The sequence below is a fragment of the Nocardia sp. NPDC050799 genome (assembly GCF_040654015.1).
In the GTDB taxonomy this organism is placed as follows: Bacteria; Actinomycetota; Actinomycetes; order Mycobacteriales; family Mycobacteriaceae; genus Nocardia.
The window spans coordinates 110,250-128,576 of record NZ_JBFAHF010000007.1; the positions used below are offsets into that span (position 1 = coordinate 110,250).

Genomic DNA, 18,327 nt, shown 5'->3' on the forward strand with positions numbered 1-18,327 from the left:
ATGCCGTCCACCACATCCACCACATCCGCGGGGCGGTACGCGCCCAGCCCGTCGGGGGATCTGCACTTGGGCAACCTGCGCACCGCCCTCCTGGCCTGGCTCTTCGCCCGCGGCACCGGCCGCCGGTTCGTGCTGCGCGTGGACGATCTGGACCGGGTGCGCGCCGGTGCCGAGGAACGCCAGCTCGCCGACCTGCGGGCCATCGGACTCGATTGGGACGGACCGGTGACCCACCAGTCCGACCGCCTCGACCACTACGCCGCGGCCGTGGACCGGCTCACCTCCGCCGGACTGACCTACGAATGCTTCTGCACCCGAACGGAAATCCAGCAGGCCGTCACCGCGCCGCACGGACCGCTGGGCGCCTACCCCGGCACCTGCCGTGACCTCTCCCCTGCCGAACGCGCGCAGCGCCGCGCGGCCGGCCGCCCCGCCGCGTTGCGGTTGCGTTCGGCCCGTACGGAATTCGAGATCATCGATCGCCTGCACGGCCGGTACCGGGGCCCGGTCGACGATCTGGTGCTGCGCCGCGGCGACGGAATACCCGCCTACAACCTGACAGTCGTGGTCGACGATGCCGAACGGGGGGTGGATCAGGTGGTACGCGGTGACGATCTGCTTCCGTCCACACCGCGGCAGGCCTATCTCGCCACACTGCTCGGACTGCCGGTACCCGAGTACGCGCATGTTCCGCTGGTGCTCAACACCGCGGGCAAGCGGCTGGCCAAACGCGACGGTGCGGTCACACTGGCCGATCGGCTCGCATGCGGGGAAACCGCGGACCGGGTGGTGGGCAGGCTCGCCGCCTCGCTCGGCCTGGCGGGCCACAGCGCGGCCGAACTGCTCCCCGGATTCGACCCGGCCCGGCTCCCCCGCGACGCCTGGGTGCTCGACCCCGGCAGCTTGGTGGTCGCGGGCCGCTGTCCGTAACCTGGCCTGCGACCAGGTCTTCGGATTTCGAGTTCAGGCAGGCGAGATGACCAGTGGCGGGTACGACCCCAGCAACCACCCCCAGGCCGGGCAGCCATACGGGCAGCCCCCGCAGTATCCGCAGCCCGGGCAGTACGCACCTCAGCCGGGTGGGTATGCGCCACAGCCGGACCCCTACGCTCCCCAGCCGCCGCACTACAACCCGCCGGCCGGACAGCCACAGCCCTACGGTCGGCAGGCCCCGCCCGCCCCTCCGGCCCAGCCCGCTCCCCGCTACCAGCAGACGGTGTTTCCGGAGGCGCAGTACGGCGGACAGCAGTACGGGCATCACCAGCCCGCGTTCGGCGTCCCCGGCAACCTGTGGCCACGATTCGCGGCCCGCCTGATCGACAATCTCATCGTCGCGCTCCCGCTGGCCCTGCTGCTCAACTTCGTCCTCATGCCGAACCTGACCGGTCTCACCGGGCCGGCGGTCAGCTACGCGATCATCTTCGCGGTCACGCTGGTGTACTACGTGCTCATGGAGTGGAGGACCGGCGCCACCCTGGGCAAGAAGATCCTGGGCCTCAAGGTCGTGGCGCCGGACGGGGCACCCACCGTCCCGCCGCTGCTCTCGCTGAAACGCAATATCTTCCTGGCGGTGCTGATCGTGCCCTGTGTCGGCTGGGTGGCCGGGGCCGCGCTCATGCTCTACACGGCCGCCACGCTCGACAAGAACCCGAACCGGCAGGGCTGGAACGACAAACTCGCGGGCGGTACCCAGGTCATCGCGGCCTGAGTACCCGGCGGGTCAGGCCCCCGCGGCGCTCGCGACGATCATCACCACGAACCAGATGAGTCCCAGGGCGATCAGACCCACCCCGATCCAGATACCGGCGAGCGCCATCCCGCGGCCCTCCTGGCCGCTGTCGCGGATCTGGTTGAGCGAGATGACGCCGAGGATGATCCCGACGATCGAGGTGGCGCCGCAGGTCGCGAAACCGGCCAGCGAGGTGACCAGCGAAGCGATGGCCAGGCCGTTCGTACCGCGGTTGGCCGGATAACCGTAGGGCTGGTAGCCCGCCGGATATCCGGCCCCCGGCGCACCATAGGGCGCGTAGGGCGGCGTCCCGGGGTAGGGGCCCGCGGGCGGCGGGGTCGCGTACGACGGTTGTCCGGGCGGCGGTGCGGGGGCCGCAGCCGGGGTGGAGGGGTACTGCGGTGCCGACGGATAACTGGACGGTTCGGACGGATGCTGCCCGGCAGCGGGGTCCGACGAGACGCCCGACCCCCCGTACTGCTTCCACCACTCGTCGGATTCACCGGGGTTCGTCATGACTACAGCCTATTCGAGAGTTTGATTGGATAGTCGGGTGGAAGATTCGAATAAAACCCCCTTACCCGGCAAGTCTGGACACCCCGCGCCCGCACATGCGGCCCACGCACAGGTGGCGCGGGGGTACTACACACCGCTCGTCGTACTGTTCACCGCGACACTCATCGTCTCCAATATCTGCGCGACCAAGGGGGTGCAGTTCTTCGCCGGCAGTTCGCTGACCCTCGGACCGCTGGAGGTCCTGCCGATCACCACCGATGCCGCGTTCTTCCTGTTCCCCCTCGCCTACATCGTCGGTGACGTGCTCAGCGAGGTCTACGGATTCCGTGCCACCCGGCACGCTGTCTTCTATGGTTTCGCCGCACTGCTGCTGACTGTTATCTGCTTCGCCGTCGCGATCCGGCTGCCCGCCGCGGTGTTCTACGAGAACCAGGAGGCCTTCCGCAGCGTCATCGGCACCACACCGCAATTGGTGGCGGCCGGTCTGGCCGGTTATCTGGTCGGTCAGCTGCTCAACTCCGCGACATTGGTACTGATCAAGGAACGGACCCGGGAGAAATATCTGTGGGCGCGGCTGATCGGCTCGACGGTGGTCGGCGAACTCGCCGATACGCTGATCTTCTGTTCGATCGCCGCCACGGCCATCGGTATCGACAGCTGGGGACAGTTCGTCAACTATGTGATCATCGGGTTCCTGTGGAAAACGCTCTGCGAGGTGCTGGTCCTGCCGGTGACCTACCAGGTGATCGCGCTGCTGAAGAAACACGAGCCGACCTACGCCCCGAGCGACGCCGCCCCGCTGCGCTCCTGACCCGGACCTGTGGTGCCCGGCCACCGCGCCGGGCACCACACACTCCGGTCCGCGCTCGGCATCCGCCGCCCGGTACGTCGCACACCTTCTGTGTACTCCGGATGGTCCACCCACATGGTCGGGGCCCGCCCCCGATTCTGGACTGACGGAGCGAGGGAGCGCAGCGACTGAGCGCGTGCAGTCGGCCGTCCAGAGATCGGCGACCTTCGGGCACTGACAATGGTTGTGCACCTCCCCCGGCGGAGCAAGGTGTACGCGAGCACTCATCTACCGTCTCCGGATGACCAGCATCCGCAGTCGGAGGCCGCCGATATTACGGTGCGGTGATCCGGCCCTGCCAGCGGCCGAGCGCTTCGGCGCGGTACTCGTCGAAGTAACCCCCGTCGATACTGGCCCGGATACGGTCCACTAGGCGGATGGTGAAGCGCTCGTTGTGGATGGTGCACAGCGTGGAGGCCAGCATCTCCTTGGCCTTGAACAGGTGGTGAATATAGGCGCGGGTGTAGTTCGCGCAGGTGTAGCAGTCGCAGGTCTCGTCGATGGGCGTGAAATCCCGTTTGAAGCGGAGGGTGTCGATATTGAACCGGCCGGCCTCCACATAGATTCCGCCGTTGCGGCCCACCCGGGACGGATTCACGCAGTCGAAGGTGTCCGCGCCGGCCTCGATCGCGGCGAACATATCCTCCGGTTCGCTGATCCCCAGCATATGGCGGGGCTTGTCCTCGGGTAGTTCGTCGCAGCACCAGCCGACGATGGTGCCGAGATTGTGCTTCTCCAGTGCCCCGCCGATCCCGTATCCGTCGAAACCGCTTCCCGCGGCACCACGGATCTCGGCCAGTTCCCGGGAAGCCTTGCGTCGCAGGTCCTCGTACTGCGCACCCTGTACGACCGCGAAAAGCGCCTGATAGGGCCGGTGCGCGCGCTCGGCGGTGAGCCGCTCGTGCTCATCGATGCACCGCTGCGCCCAGTCGTGCGTGCGCCGCACCGATTTTTCCTGATACCCGCGGGTGTTCATCAACGTGGTGAGCTCGTCGAAGGCGAACATGATGTCCGCGCCCAGCTGATGCTGGATCCCCATCGAGAACTCGGGGGTGAAGCGATGCTTCGACCCGTTCAGATGCGACCGGAAGGTCACCCCGTCGTCGTCCACGGTCGCCAAGCGTTCCTTGCCCTTGGCGATGACGTCGTCGCTGCGCACATCGACGGTTTCCATGGCCAGCACCTTTTTGAATCCCACCCCCAGCGACATCACCTGGAAGCCGCCGCTGTCGGTGAAGGTGGGGCCCGGCCAGTTCATGAAGGCCGCCAGGCCGCCGGCCTCGTCGACGATATCCGGGCCGGGCTGCAGGTACAGGTGGTAGGCGTTGGCCAGCAGCGCCTGCGCCCCGAGTTCCTTCATCGCCTCCGGCAGGACCGCCTTCACGGTCGCCTTGGTGCCCACCGGGACGAAGGCGGGGGTCGCGACGGTTCCGTGCGGGGTACGCAGCACCCCGGTGCGGCCGTGCCGCCCCTCGAGGCGGGTACCGACACTGAACGAGAATCCGACGCCATCCGACACGGCGCACATCCTCTCAGGCAGTACCTATCGGGCATGAGCGAGGGCCCTGCGTGGTTACGCTCCGCTACCGCCGCCGGGCCCGACCCGCTCGTAACCGGTCAGGCCTCGACCGCGGCCGCCGCGAACTGGGCGCTGTAGAGCCGGTAGTAGGCTCCCTCGCGCGCCAGCAGGTCGTCGTGCGACCCGGTCTCCACGATCCGGCCCGCCTCCATCACCACGATCAGGTCCGCGTCGCGGATGGTGGACAGGCGGTGCGCGATCACGAAGCTGGTCCGGTCGCGCCGCAGTTCCGCGGTGGCCTGCTGCACCAGCAGTTCGGTCCGTGTGTCGACCGAACTCGTGGCCTCGTCCAGCACCAGGATGGCCGGTTTGGACAGGAAGGCCCGCGCGATGGTGATGAGCTGTTTCTCACCCGCGCTGACCCCGGTGCCCTCCTCGTCGATCACCGTGTCGTATCCGTCCGGCAGGGCGTGCACGAAACGGTCCACGTAGGCCGCGCGGGCGGCGGCGAGGATCTCGTCGTCGCTCGCGGTGGGATCGCCGTAGGCGATGTTCTCCCGGATGGTGCCCTTGAACAGCCAGGTGTCCTGTAGCACCATCCCGATCCGCGAGCGCAACTGTTCCCGGCTCAACGCGGTGATATCGACCCCGTCGATGGTGATCACACCGGAGTCGAGCTCGTAGAACCGCAGCAGCAGGTTGACCAGCGTGGTCTTTCCCGCACCGGTGGGCCCGACGATCGCCACCGCATGTCCCGGTTCGGCGACCAGCGAGAGGTGCTCGATGATCGGCGTCTCCGGTTCGTAGCGGAAGGACACGTCGTCGAATTCCACCCGGCCGCGTTCGGGCGGACGCGTGACCTTCTCGGCCGGGTCCGGGCTCTGTTCCGGGGCGTCGAGAATCTCGAAGATCCGCTCCGCCGAGGCCACCCCCGATTGCAGCAGGTTGGCCATGGCACCGATCTGGGTGAGCGGCTGGCTGAACTGGCGCGAGTACTGGATGAACGCCTGCACCTCGCCCAGCGACAGCTGACCCGAGGCCACCCGCAGCCCGCCGATCAGCGCGATCAGCACGTAGTTGATGTTCCCGAGGAACATCGACGACGGCATGATCAGACCGGAGATGAACTGCGCCCTGAAACTGGATTTGTAGAGATGGTCGTTGCGCTCGTCGAACTCGGCGCCCACCTGCTTGCCGCGGCCGAACGCGGTGATCACCTCGTGCCCGGTGTAGGCCTCTTCCACCTGGGCGTTGACGAGCCCGGTGTACTTCCACTGGTCCACGAAATGCGGTTTGGACCGTTTGGCGATCTGGGCGGTCACCACCACCACCGCGGGCACCGTCAGCAGGGCGACCAGGGCCAGTAGCCACGAGATCCAGAACATCATACCGAGGATGCCGATCACCGTGAGCAGCGAGATGAGCAGCTGGCTCATGGTCTGCTGCAGGCTCTGCGAGACATTGTCCACATCGTTGGTGACCCGGCTGAGCACATCGCCGCGAGGCGCGGAGTCGAAGTAGCTCAGCGGCAGCCGGTGGATCTTGTCCTCGACATCGGAGCGCAGCCGTTTGATGACGCGGTTGATCGCATCGTTGAGCAGGAAGCCCTGCAACCAGCCGAACACCGCGGCGCCCAGGTAGAGCGCGAGGACGAGTGTCAGCACCCGCCCGACCGCGTCGAAGTCGATGCCGACACCGGGTACGACATCCATCCCCGACAGCATGTCGGCCATGGTGTCCTGCCCCTGGGCGCGCAGTCCGGCGATCGCCTCCTCTTTGCTCACCCCCGCGGGCAGTTGCCGGCCGACGACTCCGTCGAAGATCAGGTTGGTGGCCTTGCCGAGCAGGTACGGCCCGGCGATGTTCAGCACCACCGAGACGACGCCCAGCCCGATGATCACACCCACCCGCATCCGCTCCGGCGTGAGCCGCCGCACCAGCCGTTTCAGCGACGGTTTGAAGGATTTCGGTTTGGCGTCCGGAGCGCCCGGCGTTCCTGGTCTCATCGAGCCTCCTCGGAAGCTGGTACATGCGGTCCGCGGAGGCCACAGAGTTGGCGGAACTCGCGCAGTATCGCGCCTCCTCGTGGCGGTTTCATACGGTCCGCGGAGGCCGCAGCGAAGGCGGAGGTAACGCAGTATCGCCTCACAGCGCCTCCCTCGAAGCGAGTCCATACGATCGGCGGAGGCCGCAGCGAAGGCGGAGGTATCGCCTCACAGCGCCTCCTCCACACTCAGCTGGGATTGGACGATCTCGCGGTACTCCGCGCAATCACGCAGGAGTTCCTCGTGGGTACCGACCCCCGCCATTTCACCGTCCTCCAGTACGACGATCCGGTCGGCGTCGCGAATGGTGGCGATCCGCTGGGCCACGATGATCACCGCGGCGTCCGCGGTCGCCGGGCGCAGGGCCGCGCGCAGCCGCGCGTCGGTGGCCACGTCGAGCGCGGAGAACGAATCGTCGAAGAGATACACCCGGGGCCGGCGCACCAGGGCCCGGGCGATGGCCAGCCGCTGCCGCTGCCCGCCCGATACCGTGGTCCCGCCCTGCGCGACCGGGGTCTCCAGGCCCTGGGGCATGGCCCGCACGAAGTCGGCGGCCTGGGCGATCTCCAAGGAGCGCCACAGTTCCTCGTCGGTGGCGTCCGGATCGCCGTAGCGCAGGTTGCTCGCGACCGTGCCCGAGAACAGATACGCCTTCTGCGGAACCAGTCCGATGCGCGACCGCAGTTCGGCCAGGTCGAGGTCGCGCACATCGGTGCCGCCGATCTCCACCGCGCCCTCGGTGACGTCGATGAGGCGGGGGATCAGATTCAGCAGGGTGGTCTTACCGGACCCGGTGGAACCGACGATCGCGGCGGTCTCCCCGGGGCGCACCACGAAATCGATCCCGCACAGCACGGGCTTCTCGGCGCCGGGGAAGCTGAACGCGGCATCGCGCACCCGCACCTCGGCGGGATCGCCCAGGAACGGCTTCGGCAGATCCGGTGAGCGCACCGACGCCGGGGTATCGAGGACCTCGGAGATCCGGTCGGCCGAGACCGCCGCACGCGGGGCCATCATGGCCAGGAACGACGCCATCATGACGGCCATCAGGATCTGCATGATGTAGGAGAGCAGCGCGGTCAGCGAGCCGATCTGCATCTCGCCCGTGTCGATGGCCTTACCGCCGAACCAGATCACCGCCACCGACGTGACATTGCTGATCAGCATGACCGTCGGGAACATGAGCGCCATCAACCGGCCCACCCGCACCGAGATATCGGTGAGGTCGGTATTGGCCACCCCGAACCGCCATGTCTCGAGCGGCTCCCGGACGAAGGCGCGGACCACACGGATACCGGTGATCTGCTCGCGCAGCACCCGGTTGACCTGGTCGAGCCGGGTCTGCATCTGCCGGAACGCCGGCACCATGCGGGCGATGATCAAACCCATGCTCAGCGCCAGGGCCGGCACCGCTATCAACAGCAGCCAGGACAACCCGAAATCTTCGCGCAGCGCCATGACGATGCCACCGACGCACATGATGGGCGCCATCACCGCCACGGTCGCGGCCATCACGATGAGCAGCTGGACCTGCTGGACATCATTGGTGTTGCGGGTGATCAGCGAGGGCGCGCCGTACATCCCGACCTCACGCGCCGAGAAGGCGCCCACCCGGTGCAGCAGGGCGCCGCGCAGGTCGCGGCCCGCGCTCATCGCCGCCTGCGCGGCCAGGAACACCGAGGACGCGGAGGCGATGATCTGCACACCGGAGACCAGCAGCATCCGCAGTCCGGCCGTCCAGATGTAGCCGATATCGCCCTTGGTGACGCCCTCGTCGATGAGGTCGGCGTTCAGACTCGGGAGGTACAGCATCGCGATCACCGAGATCAGCTGCAGTACCACGATCCCGGTCAACTGTTTCCGGTACGGGCCCAGGAAACCACGGAGCAGTCGGATCAACATGATGACCGCACGCTACCGTCTGCCCCGGTGGGGCGGCCTGTGATTTTCGGCGGATCGGTGCCGTGCGGTTCGCGGCGTACCCAGGCGCCCGGGTCGGCGGTGAGCGTCCCGATGGATTCCGGCAGACCGTTCGCGGCGATATCGGCCAGGCTCACGTTCTCCAGCACCGCGCGCAAATTCACCCGCAACGCGATCCACACCTGCTGCAGCGGTTCGGCCACGCCCGCGTACTGCACGTCTTCGGGCCGCAGGCCGCGTACCGAGGCGAGCGGGCCCTCGAGGGCACGGATGACATCGGCGATGGAGATATCGGCGGGCGGGCGGGCCAGCCGGTAACCGCCGTCGGGGCCGCGCCGGCTGGTCACCAGCCCGGCCCGGCGCAGCTCGGCCAGGACACTCTCGAGCACTTTGGGTGGTATGCGCTGCGCTGCCGCGATGGACTCCGCCTTCACCGCGGCACCCTGATCGGATGCCGTGATCTCGAGCAGGGTCCGCACGGCATGATCCACCTTGGCGGTGATGTGCACGACTGACCTGACCTTTCGCTGTGCCGGGGCACGATGACGCGACAAACCTAGTGGGCGCCGAGTTGCAGAACCGCGAGCGCCGCGTCCAGCAGCGTCGCCTCCACCACATCATCTCCCGCGTCCTGTGCGATCTCGTTCGAAACAAGCGCAACGGCCAGGATTTCCATGGCGGCACTTGCCCGCAACAGCCGGACCGCGGTGGGCTCGGGCCCGGCCAGCCAATTCCGTAGCGCTTTGTTGGCGTCGACGATCACCGGATACTGGTCGGCCAGCGCGTTGACGATGGGAACGGCATTGCGCAGCATCATCTCGCCTGCGTCGCGGTGCCGGATCATGGTCCGGATATAGGACTGCAGAGCGGTCCGGCGGGCAGCGGCGTCCGGCGGCATCTGCTCGACTTCCTCGGCGAGTGCGCGCAGATCGTCGAGGAGGGGGGTGACGATCGCCACGAGCAGTTCCAGTTTCGAGGCATAGTGATAGTAGAGCGACGGCTTTGTGATTCCGACCGCATCCGCGACTTCGCGCAGGCTCGTCTCTTCGTAACCTTTGGCCACGAACAGCCGCACGGCGGCGTCCAGGATGGCCCGCTTGGTATCTCGACCTGCGGTAACGTGGTCGCCAGTTCTGCGATTCGCCATGCTCGGCCCCTTCTCGTTCTCCCGGTGACAGGTCCGGTCGGCACCGGAAGTCGAGCTTGTTCCTCCACTTAACCTACCGGTAGCCTACCTACCGTACGGTAGATACATCTGGCGTCCACCGTGGAGGCGGATCCACCGGCTCCGGGCACGCGAAAGCGTCCGGCCCGCGCAGCCCCGGTCCGCGAGAGCGACGTCGGCCGTCAGTTCGTCACGCGCAATGACCAAACCGTCCCGGCCTCGCTAGGAGAAATCCCTCGTGTCCGTATTCCTGTACAGATGGGGAAAGTTCGCTTTCCGCCGGAAATGGATAGTGCTGCCCGTCTGGGCGCTGATCCTGGTACTGCTCGGTGGAGCGGCGGCCTCGCTGTCCAAACCGTTCCAGGACAGCTTCGAGATGCCGGGACTTCCGTCGGAGAAGGCCACCGGCATCCTCGAGGAGCATATGCCGCAGATGGCGGCGATGTTCAGCATCGATGCCATCAACGGCACCTATGTGATCGCGGCCCAGAACGGCAAACTCACCGACGAGCCGAATATGGCCGCGCTCGACGCACTGGTCCAGCGGCTGAACGAACTCGACATCGTCGACCACAGCGAGCAGGCCGTCAATCCGGTCCTCGCCACCTCGATGATGCCCGCCGACCAGGAAGCCGCCAAGGCCCAGGCGCAGGCCGCGGCCGAGCTCGCGCCCGGTGAGGCCCCGCCGCTGCCGGAGCCGAACTGCCTCGACGGTCAGGGCTCACCGGAGTTCAAGGGCCTGTGCGGCGGCGCTCCGTTGAACGTGCTCAACGAGAGCAACCCGGAAACCGTCGCCGTGCTCGACGTGAAGTTCACGATGCCGACCTTCTCCGATATCACCGAGGAGAACCGGCAGGCCGCCGAGGCCATCGCCCAGGAAGGCCGCAACGCCGGCCTGACCGTGGAACTCACCGGCGCCATCGCCCAGACCCAGGTCGAATCCGGCCAGGCCGAGATGATCGGTATCGGGGTCGCGCTGATCGTCATGATCATCGCCTTCGGCGCCATCGTGGCGGCGTTCGTCCCGATCGTCACCGGCATCGTCGGTGTCGCCTGCGCGGGCGCGCTCATCTTGACCGGCACCTCGCTGACCGAGGTCCCGACCTTCACCCCGATCCTGGCCTCGATGATCGGCCTGGCGCTGTCCATCGACTACGCGCTGTTCATCGTCTCCCGGTACAAACACGAGCTGGTGGTCCAGGATTCGCCCGAGGAAGCCGCGGGTGTGGCGGTCGGCACCGCCGGATCGGCCGTGGTGTTCGCCGGACTCACCGTGGTGATCGCCCTGCTCGGGCTCTCGGTGGTCGGGATCGGCTTCCTCACCATGATGGGTATCGGCGGGGCCATCGCCGCCGGATTCGCGGTATTCGCCGCCATCACCCTGATGCCCGCACTGCTCGGCGCGCTGGGCCGGTTCCTGTTCAAGCCGAAACTGCCGCTGGTCGCCCGGCACGATCCCGAGGACGACGATTCGGTCACCAACGGGATGCGCTTCGCCCGCCTGATCGCCCGGGTACCGGTGCTGACCCTGGTGGGAAGCGCGCTCGTACTGGGTGCGCTCGCCGCCCCCGCCACCCAGCTGAACCTGGGTCTGCCCGGCGGCGACAGCATGCCCGAGGACTCCTCGGTGCGTAAGGCCTACGAATTGCAGACCGAAGGCTTCGGCGAGGGCAAGAACGGCGCGCTCGTGGTGGCGGTCGATCTCTCCGAGACTCCGCAGGATCAGCGCGACGCCGCGCTGACCGCACTGCGGGACGAGCTGGCGAGCTACGACGGTGTGGACTACCTGAGCGTCGCGCAACCCAGCCAGGACGGGCAGGCCGCGCTGTTCCAGGTGGTGCCCGATTCCGGCCCGAACAGTGCCGAGACCCAGGATCTGGTGGCGCACGCCCGTGACGCCGAGGCCGCGCTGCAGGATCGGTACGGCATGGAGTACGGCGTCACCGGCCAGACCGCCATCTACGCCGACGTCAACAGTGTGCTGCTGACCAGCATCATCCCGTACCTGGCCATCGTCGCGGCGGCCGCGTTCGTGCTGCTGCTGCTGGTGTTCCGGTCCATCCTGGTACCGCTCACCGCCGCGCTGGGCTTCCTGCTGTCGATGGCGGCGACCTTCGGTGTCACGGTGCTGATCTTCCAGGAGGGAGCCTTCGGCATCGTCAAGGACACCCATCCGATCATCAGCTTCCTGCCCATCGTGCTGATCGGCCTGGTGTTCGGTCTGGCGATGGACTACCAGGTCTTCCTGGTGACCCGGATGCGCGAGGAGTACGTGCACGGCAAGGATCCGAAGGAAGCGATGGTCAGCGGCTACCACCACGGGGCCCGCGTGGTCACCGCGGCCGCGATCATCATGATCTCGGTGTTCGGCGGCTTCATGCTCTCGCCGGACATCACCTCCAAGTCCATGGGCTTCGCCCTGGCGGCCGGTGTGTTCTTCGACGCCTTCCTGGTGCGGATGGTGCTGATCCCGTCGCTGCTGGTACTGCTGGGCAAATGGGCCTGGTGGATGCCGGCCTGGCTGGACCGGATCCTGCCGGATATCGACGTCGAGGGGACGAAGCTGCGGGAACTCCAGCAGCGCGCCAAGACCCCCGCGGTCGAATCCGAACCCGCCGGGGTCTGATCCACCGGTACCTCGGCGAAACGGCCGGCGTCCACAAAGGACGCCGGCCGTTTTCGTTCCCGGGTCACTCGCCGCTGAGCTCCAGGTGAGCAGTTCCGCGCAGCGCCGAATGCAGAGCGCGCCAGGGGGCAGAGCCGAGTAGAGAGCGCCGAGTGGACAGCACGGGCCGGCTGGACTAGGCGATCAGCTGGGCGGCCTCGCGCACCTGCTTCGCCGAGCAGGCAGCACCGAGCGGGCAGCGCCAGGTGCGCAGCGCCGGGCAGGCAGCGCCAGGTGCGCAGCGCCGGGCAGGCAGCGCCAGGTGCGCAGCGCCGGGCAGGCAGCGCCGGGCGGTCAGCTCCGCTCAGCGCCAGGCCGGCAGTTCCGGCAGCGGCCAGGGCAGCGCGCTGTCCGCACCGCGGCCCAGCAACCAGGCCAGCAGCGCCGACGCCGGCCCCGCCACGACCCGCTCCGGCTCTCCCGCCCCGATGATCGCCGTAAATCCCGTATCGGTCGCATCGACGGCGAAGGGCCGCATACCCGCACGCCCACCCAGGTCGACGGCGGCCTCGGCCAGCAGTTCGGCCACGAAATCGGCCGGCCAGTGCGCATGGGTGTAGCCGGCGTCCAGATCCAGGTGGTGGATCAGCACCTCCTGCCACCGCATCCACGGGATGCGGGTCGCCTCGATCGGGGTGCCCTGCCTGGTCCGGACCTCCGCCCGCCACTGTTCGGCGGAGAGGATCCCGGCCATCCCGGTCAGCCGATCGGCCGACTCCACCAGATCGGCCCGTTGTTCGGCAAGCGGGCGCGGCGCCCCCGCCTCGATATCGGAGTCCCGCAGCGCCGCACTGGCATACTGCGGCGTTTCCACCCCCGTATGCGCCCAGAGCAGCAAATTGACCAGGCTGTCGGCATTGCGGGACAGATGGGACAGGACATGACCGCGGGTCCAGCCCGGGAGCGCGGAGGGGGCGGCGACCGCCGCGTCGTCCAGAGTGTCGACGGTGGCGAGCAGCGCACGGGTGGCGTCGGTGACCGCCTGCGTCCGCGCGGTGAGCAGTTCGATGAAATCGCTGGGCACGACTGACGACACTACTTCCGGGATACGTCTACTTCCCAGCGGTTCCCGGGCCCGGCGGATCGGCCCCCAGGGCGGCCTGCACCCGATCGGCGGCCCGCGCCGGATCCTCGTGTTCCCAGATCCGGACGACCTGCCAGCCCGCCTCGCGCAATGCCGTGTCGGTGGCCCGATCCCGCGCGACATTGCCGGCCAGTTTCTCCGCCCACCAGGCGGCATTGTTCTTCGGGTCGGTGGCGTGGTCGGGACAGCGGTGCCAGAAACAGCCGTCCACATAGACCGCGATCCGCCGGCGCGGGAACACCACGTCCGCGCGGCGCCGCTGTCCCCGGATCGGCGCGCGGTCCACGAAATAGCGCAGGCCCCGCCGGTGCAGTTCACGGCGCAGAGCCAGTTCGGGGGCGGTGTGCGCGCGCCGCTGCCGCGACATCCGCGCGCTGGTCGCCGCGTCGGTCGGCGGGCGCCACGAGCCGGGGCCGGAAGGGTCGCCGGTCATGCCGCCCAGCCTCCCATCCGATCCAGATGTGCCTGCACATCGTCGAGGAACCCGGCCGGGAAACGCAGCGACCCCATCCCGGTGCGGCGCAGGAAACCGGCGGTGGCCCGCGCCGACAGCAACTGCGTATCGGTGAGGAAGAAGCGCAGGTCCTCGTAGGGATCGTGCGCGGGCCACGGGGAGATCGGCACCTCGAACGCCGCCCCGGCCCGCCCCCACGCCGCGCCCGGCCACGGACTGCCCGGCGGCAGCGGAATATGTCCCGGAATCGGCTCGGCCGGAGTACGCAACCGGGAGCCGACCCAGGCCGCCATCCGCACACTCACCGCATTGCCCACCAGTTTCCAGCGCTGCCCCGGCCGGAATCCCGGCGCGTCCAGGGCCGGTTCGGTCCAGCCGGGCGCGAAGCCCTGCAACCGCTCCCCGTCGGTGATCCCCGGCGTGACGATCTCCCCGGACGGCAGCCGCACCGCCGGCGGGCTGGCGATACCCAGACCCGACCCACCCTTCAAGGTCGGGACGGCGTTGACCACCCAGCCCAGGCCGCGCACACCCTCGGTCCAGTAGAAACCGCACGGGTCGTGTTCCGGGGAACCCAGCAGCCGCGGTCCGGCGTCGTCGGCGAACAGCACCGTGCGCGGATCCTCGGTACGCGAGGCGAGCATGATCACCCGGTTGCGCCGCTGCGGCAGACCGAATGCGCGCGCGTCCACCACCCGGTAGGCCCAGGTGTAGCCGAGTTCGTCCAGGGCCGTGGTGATATGACGCATGGCCGCCCCGCGCCCGAGTTGCAACATGAACGGCACGTTCTCGATGAGCAGCCAGCGCGGCCCGCGTTTGCGCCGGACCAGCCGGAACACATGGTCGACCAGGCTCGATCGGGTTCCGGTGATACCCGCGGTGCGGCCCGCCTGCGACAGGTCCTGGCACGGGAAACCCGCGGCGACCAGTTCGGTATTCGGCGGCAGCGCACGCAACCGGGTGATATCGGTATGCAATTCGGCTTCGGGAAAGCGGTTCGCCAGCACCGCCCGTGCGCCCTGGTCGATTTCACAGAGCAACGTCGAATGCCATCCGTGCGCCGACAGCCCGAGTTCGAGTCCTCCGATCCCGGCGAAAAGCCCCACCATCCGCGCGCCCGTCACGAAGTTCCTCTCCATCCGGTCCGGCTCCGGAAGGGAGGTTACTCCGCGGATCCCGGCGGCTTCACCGGTCACGGGCGACCGGCCGGGCGACCGTGAGATACGCCACCGTCACATAGGTGCCCACTCCACGAGTCGATCACGGCCGATCGAGAGTTACTCAGCGACAACGCCATAAAAACCGCTGGTCAGGGGTTTACCACTGGTGGTTTCTGATTCGCGGTCCAGGCCTGGAGGTCTGGCAGGATGGGCGCCATGAAGTTGCGTGTCGGTCTGGCCACCGTGGTGTCGGGCGCTTTCGCCCTTTCCGGTGCGATCCTGCCCGGCGCCGGGGCGGCCGTCCCCGAACCGCTGCACACCGCGCCCGCGCGGCCCGATACCGGTTCCGCCGAAGACCCCGGCCCGGTGGAGAAAGCCGAGCCGGTCCCGGCGCCGCATGCCGCGATCATCGGCACCGAACCGGTGAACGACCGGCTGATGCGGGTGTTCGTCGACTCACCGGCCATGCACCGCACGGTGCAGGTACTGGTGCTGCTGCCCACCGACCGGAGCACCCCACGCCCCACCGTCTACATGCTCGACGGCCGCAGCACCCAGCCGGACAGCAACAACTGGCTCGACCGCGGCAACGCCGCCCGGTTCTTCGCCGACAAACCGGTCAATGTGGTGTTCACCGTCGGCGGCCCCGCCAGTTTCTACACCGACTGGCAGCGCCCCGACCCGGTGCTCGGCGTCAACAAATGGGAGACCTTCCTCACCGAGGAACTGCCCCCGCTACTGGACGCCCAATTCTCGGGGAACGGTCGCAATGCCGTGATCGGCACCTCCATGGGCGCCGAGGCCGCGATGATGCTCGCCATCCGCAAACCCGACCTGTACACGGCGGTCGGCGCGCACAGCGGATGCTTCTCGACCGGCACCGATCTCGGCCAGGCACAGGCCCGCGTCGTCGTCTCCACCTATAAGGGCGACCCGGAGAACATGTTCGGCGCCCCCGACGACCCGGCCTGGCGCGCCCACGACGTGACCCTGCACGCCGCCGCGCTGCGCGGCAAAGCGCTCTACCTGTCGGTGGGCAGCGGACGCCCCGGTGTCCACGACACCCTGGCCAACCCGGAAACCCCCACCAGTGTGGTGATGGGCGGCCCGCTGGAGGCCGCCACCGATTTCTGCACCCGCCGCCTGGCCCAGCGCCTCGACACCCTGGGCATCACCTACACGGCCAATTTCCGCCCGACCGGCACCCACTCGTGGCCGTATTGGGCCGACGAACTGGTCACCTCCTGGCCCACCATCGCCGGCGGACTCGGACTCGACTGAACCGCCGGTTACGCGCCGCCGCCGGCGAAGCGGGCCGCGATCTCCGGGTCGGTCGCGAAACGCAGGAACAGATCGTTCTCGTGCGGATCACCCGCGGTCACCCGGACACCCTCACCGGCGAAGGGCCGGATCAGCACACCCGCCGCCGCGCCGGCCTCCGCGAATTCGGTGGTCGCGGCGTCCAGCGTGATCCACAGGAAATTCGATTCGCTCACCGGCACCCGGTAGCCCGCCGCCAGCAGCGCGGTACGCATGCGGTCGCGTTCGGCGATCACCGCCGCGGTGCGGTCCAGCAGTTCGTGGCGGGCCTCCAGCGAGGCGAGGGCGGCGGCCTGCGCGACCCGGCTCACACTGAACGGGATGTGCACCTTCAGCAGCGCCGCGATGACCTCCGGCGCGCCCACCGCGTACCCGACCCGCAGCCCCGCCAGCCCGTAGGCCTTCGAGAAGGTCCGCAGCACAACCACATTCGGCCGGTTCCGGGCCAGCTCGACCCCGTCGGGATGATCGCCGGGCGTCATCCGCAGGTACTCGTAGTACGCCTCGTCCAGCGCGATCAGGACATTGCCGGGCACCCGGTCCAGGAACCGCTCCAGTTCCGCTCGACCGACGGCGGTTCCGGTCGGATTGTTCGGGTTGCACACGAACACCAGCCGGGTCCGCTCGGTGACGGCGGCGGCGAGCGCGTCCAGATCGTGCACATGGTCACGCAGCGGCACGGTCACCGCGGTCGCGTTGCCGACCTGGGTGATGATCGGATACGCCTCGAACGAACGCCAGGCGTAGAGCACCTCGTCGGCCGGGTCCGCGCAGGTGATCTGGACCAGCTCCTGGCACAGCGCCACACTCCCGCAGCCGACCGCGATATTCGCCGGCTCGACGCCGAGGAACTTCGCCAGCGCCGCTCGCAGTTCGCCGGACTGGTTGTCCGGGTAACGGTTGGCCAGTTCCACCGCCTCGGCGATGGCTTTGCTCGCGGCGGGCAGCGGACCGATGGTGGTTTCGTTGCTCGCCAGTTTGACCGCGCCGGGATGGCTGCGGCCGGGAACGTATGCCGGAATGGAATCGAGGTCCGGCCGAATGTGCGCGGTCACGTAACGAGCTTAGTTCCGGTCTCGATCGAGCCACGTTCGGGCTGCTCAACCGCTAAATCTCCCCGGTCCCGGGATATCGCCCTACGCTGGGAACATGTCGGGCACTTATGACGATATCGCGCTGCTGCGGCGCGGCGAACCGGAAGCGAACGGATACGACCAAGCGCCGACAGGGGCTGCCACCAGCCCGAAAGCCGACGAACATGTGCCCATCACCGTCATCGAACCGGACGGTTTCGCCCGCGGCGGAATCGTCCTGTTGCACGAGGCCCGGGAGTTCACCGGATCGTTGCTGGAGTTCATGCGCGCCCTCGCGGGCGAGGGGTGGCTGGTCGTCGCACCGAACCTGTTCCACCGCGCCACCGCGTCGTCGTCCGGGGTGTACGGCGACGAACTCTTCGAGGATTTCGATGCCTGCTTCGACTGGCTCACCCACCGCGGTGTCTTCCCGGACTGCATCGGCGTGCTCGGTTTCGACACCGCCGGCACCGCGACCTTCCTCGTCGCCACCAACCGCCCCGTCGGCGCCGCGGTGAGCGTCGGCGCCACCGGTATCTCCACACCCATCACCGAACAAGCCGAAGCGCTGGTGGTGGCCGCACCACGCCTGCAGGCCCCGTGGCTGGGCCTGTTCGGCGCCGAGGCGGATATTTCCGCCGACGACGTCGACGCTCTCCGCGATGCCACCGCCACCGCCGCCACCGCCAGCCTCGTGGTCACCTACCCCGGTCAGCTCCACCGCGCCGACCACCCGGGCGGTGAGGACGGCGACGACCTGGTCGACTCCCGAACCCGCATATTCGACTGGTTCGACAGCCACCTACGCTGATCGACCAGCCGTTTTG

The 18,327-nt window shown here is 68.3% G+C and carries 16 protein-coding genes; 6 read left to right on the plus strand and 10 right to left on the minus strand.

All coding sequences use genetic code 11. The features are described from left to right. Complete coding sequence (gene gluQRS, locus AB0H42_RS09865) at positions 1-930, plus strand: tRNA glutamyl-Q(34) synthetase GluQRS (RefSeq protein WP_357052527.1); 930 nt, start codon at positions 1-3, stop codon at positions 928-930. A gap of 46 nt (positions 931-976) precedes the next feature. Next, complete coding sequence (locus AB0H42_RS09870) at positions 977-1,708, plus strand: RDD family protein (protein ID WP_357052530.1); 732 nt, start codon at positions 977-979, stop codon at positions 1,706-1,708. A 12-nt stretch (positions 1,709-1,720) separates the two neighbouring features. Here AB0H42_RS09870 and AB0H42_RS09875 read toward each other — a convergent pair whose 3' ends face one another. Then, entirely contained in the window at positions 1,721-2,245 is a 525-nt protein-coding gene (locus AB0H42_RS09875; protein WP_357052533.1) for a DUF4190 domain-containing protein, read from the minus strand. Positions 2,246-2,282: 37 nt separating this feature from the next. On the opposite strand from AB0H42_RS09875, the gene AB0H42_RS09880 reads away from it, so the two are divergent. Beyond that, positions 2,283-3,056, plus strand: a complete 774-nt coding sequence (locus tag AB0H42_RS09880) for a queuosine precursor transporter (RefSeq protein WP_357052536.1) — start codon at positions 2,283-2,285, stop codon at positions 3,054-3,056. Between the two features lie 313 nt (positions 3,057-3,369). Here AB0H42_RS09880 and tgt read toward each other — a convergent pair whose 3' ends face one another. From tgt to AB0H42_RS09905, 5 genes are all read right to left on the minus strand, one after another. Further along, complete coding sequence (tgt, locus tag AB0H42_RS09885) at positions 3,370-4,623, minus strand: tRNA guanosine(34) transglycosylase Tgt (RefSeq protein ID WP_357052539.1); 1,254 nt, start codon at positions 4,621-4,623, stop codon at positions 3,370-3,372. 89 nt (positions 4,624-4,712) lie between these two features. Then, a complete protein-coding gene (locus tag AB0H42_RS09890) occupies positions 4,713-6,620 on the minus strand; it encodes an ABC transporter ATP-binding protein (RefSeq protein ID WP_357052542.1) in 1,908 nt (635 codons plus the stop codon). A 207-nt stretch (positions 6,621-6,827) separates the two neighbouring features. After that, a complete protein-coding gene (locus AB0H42_RS09895) occupies positions 6,828-8,561 on the minus strand; it encodes an ABC transporter ATP-binding protein (RefSeq protein WP_357052545.1) in 1,734 nt (577 codons plus the stop codon). Beyond that, the gene (locus AB0H42_RS09900) at positions 8,555-9,088 is read right to left on the minus strand and encodes an Rrf2 family transcriptional regulator (protein ID WP_357052548.1); all 534 of its coding nucleotides are present in this window, start codon (positions 9,086-9,088) and stop codon (positions 8,555-8,557) included. Before AB0H42_RS09900 ends, AB0H42_RS09895 begins: the two co-directional genes overlap by 7 nt. Before the next feature lie 47 nt (positions 9,089-9,135). Further along, a complete protein-coding gene (locus AB0H42_RS09905; RefSeq protein WP_357052551.1) occupies positions 9,136-9,726 on the minus strand; it encodes a helix-turn-helix domain-containing protein in 591 nt (196 codons plus the stop codon). Between the two features lie 256 nt (positions 9,727-9,982). Here AB0H42_RS09905 and AB0H42_RS09910 point away from each other — a divergent pair, with 256 nt between their 5' ends. After that, positions 9,983-12,370 (plus strand): MMPL family transporter, encoded by a 2,388-nt coding sequence (locus tag AB0H42_RS09910; RefSeq protein ID WP_357052554.1) that lies wholly within the window; start codon positions 9,983-9,985, stop codon positions 12,368-12,370. Positions 12,371-12,713: 343 nt separating this feature from the next. Here AB0H42_RS09910 and AB0H42_RS09915 read toward each other — a convergent pair whose 3' ends face one another. The 3 genes from AB0H42_RS09915 to dcm are packed head-to-tail and all read right to left on the minus strand — an operon-like array spanning position 12,714 to position 15,056. Continuing rightward, positions 12,714-13,433, minus strand: a complete 720-nt coding sequence (locus AB0H42_RS09915; protein WP_357052557.1) for a maleylpyruvate isomerase family mycothiol-dependent enzyme — start codon at positions 13,431-13,433, stop codon at positions 12,714-12,716. 28 nt (positions 13,434-13,461) lie between these two features. Further along, positions 13,462-13,926, minus strand: a complete 465-nt coding sequence (locus tag AB0H42_RS09920; RefSeq protein ID WP_357052560.1) for a very short patch repair endonuclease — start codon at positions 13,924-13,926, stop codon at positions 13,462-13,464. Further along, positions 13,923-15,056, minus strand: coding sequence for a DNA (cytosine-5-)-methyltransferase (gene dcm, locus AB0H42_RS09925; protein WP_357052842.1), 1,134 nt, complete (start codon positions 15,054-15,056; stop codon positions 13,923-13,925). Before dcm ends, AB0H42_RS09920 begins: the two co-directional genes overlap by 4 nt. A 267-nt stretch (positions 15,057-15,323) precedes the next feature. Between dcm and AB0H42_RS09930 the strand changes: the two genes are divergently transcribed. Continuing rightward, positions 15,324-16,388: an alpha/beta hydrolase family protein gene (locus AB0H42_RS09930; protein ID WP_357052563.1), complete on the plus strand. Its 1,065-nt coding sequence runs from the start codon at positions 15,324-15,326 to the stop codon at positions 16,386-16,388. Between the two features lie 8 nt (positions 16,389-16,396). Here AB0H42_RS09930 and hisC read toward each other — a convergent pair whose 3' ends face one another. Further along, complete coding sequence (hisC, locus tag AB0H42_RS09935) at positions 16,397-17,482, minus strand: histidinol-phosphate transaminase (protein WP_357052566.1); 1,086 nt, start codon at positions 17,480-17,482, stop codon at positions 16,397-16,399. 94 nt (positions 17,483-17,576) lie between these two features. Between hisC and AB0H42_RS09940 the strand changes: the two genes are divergently transcribed. Further along, positions 17,577-18,311: a dienelactone hydrolase family protein gene (locus tag AB0H42_RS09940; protein WP_357052569.1), complete on the plus strand. Its 735-nt coding sequence runs from the start codon at positions 17,577-17,579 to the stop codon at positions 18,309-18,311. The last annotated feature ends 16 nt before the right edge of the window (positions 18,312-18,327 follow it).